Origin of the sequence: Piscinibacter sp. (assembly GCF_050175855.1) — a bacterium.
Classification (GTDB): domain Bacteria; phylum Pseudomonadota; class Gammaproteobacteria; order Burkholderiales; family Burkholderiaceae_C; genus Piscinibacter.
The window spans coordinates 1-2,579 of sequence record NZ_JBFXIO010000561.1 but is presented as its reverse complement, the minus strand read 5'-3'; the positions used below and the strand labels follow the sequence as shown (position 1 = coordinate 2,579).

The following is a 2,579-nucleotide window of genomic DNA, read 5'->3' as shown; positions in this document are numbered from 1 at the left end:
GGCTGGCCTCGTTCGCGACTGCTGCACGAGGCGGGGCAAGCTTTCATGCCCATTGATTGCCACCCTGCAGCGGCAGTGAGACGCCGCGTCTTGGCCCACTGTTGACACAGTGAATTCAACATAAGGGGTGCAGGTTGTCCATCACCGTGGACTTGCCGCGGCCGTTGGCGCCTGCGATGGCGACAAGCGCAGCACCATCGGCCAGCCGCTCGAGATTCAAGGTCAGTTCGTCCAGCCCGAGGCCGTCGCGGATGCCCCGGAAGCCCCGGAGCCTGAGTGAGAGTGGTTGCATGGCATACCTCCGGCGCCGCTGGGCGGCGCGATGGTCGAGGTGGGATGTGAAGCAGCCTGGGCGCCCTTCGAGCGCTGTTCGGGCGCCGCTTCAGGCCGTCTGGAAGAGGTCCAGTCTCGGACCCTTCTCGGCCGGGTCAATGCCACCCTGTGCCTTGGCACCGGCATCGGGGATCGCCAGGACTGCCGCGACGATGTCCCCGGGATCGGTCGTCGTCACCCGTTCCAGGCACTGCAGCAGCGGCGGCGCGTGGACGTCCGTCGCCGTGGCCCAGGCCCTGACCTTGTCGGCCAGGCTGACGAGCTGCGAGATGCCGGGCGCGCGAGTGCGCACCACGGGCACGATCCGCCCTTCCAGCTGGACATCGGCGGCGCCGGACAGGGCACGCTCCATGGCGCCGCGGTCCACCTCGCGCCGGTCCTCGTCGGCCACGGTCCATCGGACCCGCACGCTGACGCCGGCCAGTTCCTGCGCTCGAACCGCCTCTCGCAACTGGTCCAGGTCGGGCCGGCCTTCGAACACGATGTCCAGCGTCCGTCTCGCAGGAGTCGGTTCGAGGCGACAGTACACCCCGTCCGGTCCGAATTCCCACAGCAGGAATCCCTTGTCGCCCTGCTCCCCGTGGTGGAAGCGACCGATCGACCCGGCGTAGGCGATGCACTGGCGCCGTTCGCCCTCCCCTTGCATCCAGGCCTGGTGCCGGTGGATGTGGCCGAGCAAGGTGGCCTGCGCGCCGGTGCTGAGCAGCGCCCCAGTGGTGAACTCGTGGTCGAACCCTGCCATCGGCACGCCGTGCTCGGTCACGCAGCCGAAGACCGTGCCATGCGACACCGCGAGCGTCGGCACGCCGGCAGCACGGGCTACGCCGTGGATGCCGGCGTAGCCCTGCAGCAGCCGGGCCAGCTGCTCACCCTGGGCCTCGGCGGCAGCGGTGGCGCCGACCGCTGCCGCGACGGCCGCCTTGTTGATCGACGGAATGCAGGTGAACAGTGCCCTGGCGCCAGGCGGGACTTCTGCGAATCGCGGACCTTCGGACACGAGCCAAAGGTCGGCGGCAGACGCATCGGTCGCCGACAGATCCCGAGACGATGCATTGCCCATCAGCGCCACCTGACCGATCCGGTCCGCGACGAAGACCCGATGGCGGCTTCCCAGCATCCTGAACACGGACAGCGTGCCGGGCGGCTCGTGCGACCACGTGCCCTGGAGCATCAGCACCGGGCAATGGTCGGCCAGCCGCCGCACCTGCGCCAGCAGCCGCAATGCCGCGGGCGCATGCAGGTCCAGGGCGTGATCGGTGGCATCCCCGGAGATCACGGCCACATCGACGGCGAGCTCGATGACGCGGTCCACGGCCGCCGAGAAGCAGCGATCGGCCTCCTCCAGGTGGCGCGGCCCGTAGTGCAGGTCCGAGAGATGCGCTACCCGCAGGCGATGCGCCTGACGGTGCGAACCGTGCGCTCGCGGACGCCCATCCGGGATGCGCGGCACTTCCGCGCGTTGCGCACCGGTTCCGCCTGGCAGTCGTCCCGGCGCGCTCACGATGCCACCTGCTGCAGTTCGGCGTTGACCTTGTCCGCGTAGCCCTTCGGATCGTTCCGGAAGCGCTCCAGCTCGCCGAAGGCCCGCTGCCGCCCTTGCGGATTGAGCTTCCACCCAGGACCCCAGCGCGTGGCCGCATAGCTCATCCAGGTCTGCGCAGGCACGCCCATCGAGGCCAGCCGCCCGAGCACATGCTCCAGCGTGGGCGGCATGCCGTCTGCCGTGGAGTCGCTCGCCGCCACAGGTTCGTCGACGAACTCCGGCCCCTTCCCAGGCGTCGAGGAAGCGTCCTCCCGGTGCCCCTGGAGCACGCGGGCGGCAACATCGGCCTGCAGGAGCACGGTGTCCTGATCGTCCTGCTCCCGCATCAGCGTCGCCACGTCGACCGGCGCTTCCAGTTCGATGATCCACTGCGGCACACGGACGGGCCGCCCATGGTCATCGATGTGCGCCACCTCCATCAGCCGCTTGGTCAGGTAGAACGGCGTGCCCTGGCGGTCCAGGAACCCGGCGAGCCGGCCGCCCCGCAGGAACGCCACGGTCTCGAAGGTGCGGATCGCCGCATTCATCGCATAGAAGCTGCGCGTGTGCAGCTCGAAGGCGCTGATCGAGCGGATGCCGGGGATGAAGAACAGGAAGCGTCCGGTGAGGTTGCACTGCCGCTGCTGGTACTCCGGGCAGGACTCCGGCTGGCACAGGCCGCCGTTGTCCTCGCGCGGGATCGCCTTGCGGCCGCCGAACAGCC

The 2,579-nt window shown here is 69.6% G+C and carries 2 protein-coding genes and 1 pseudogene; all 3 read right to left on the bottom strand.

From position 1 onward, the window contains the following. Window positions 1–115 precede the first annotated feature (115 nt). Window positions 116–292 carry a hypothetical protein gene (locus AB7U92_RS25705; protein WP_428583475.1) on the bottom strand — a complete coding sequence of 59 codons (177 nt, stop codon included), beginning with the start codon at window positions 290–292 and terminating at the stop codon, window positions 116–118. Window positions 293–382: 90 nt separating this feature from the next. After that, window positions 383–1,834, bottom strand: coding sequence for a metallophosphoesterase family protein (locus AB7U92_RS25700; protein WP_428583473.1), 1,452 nt, complete (start codon window positions 1,832–1,834; stop codon window positions 383–385). Beyond that, a pseudogene (locus AB7U92_RS25695) lies at window positions 1,831–2,579 on the bottom strand (hypothetical protein); the annotation flags it as partial. The gene AB7U92_RS25700 and the pseudogene AB7U92_RS25695, both read right to left, overlap by 4 nt.

Coding starts and splice junctions, on each gene's coding strand:
- AB7U92_RS25705 (WP_428583475.1), bottom strand. CDS start 292: ATGCAACCACTCTCACTCAGGCTCCGGGGCTTCCGGGGCATCCGCGAC.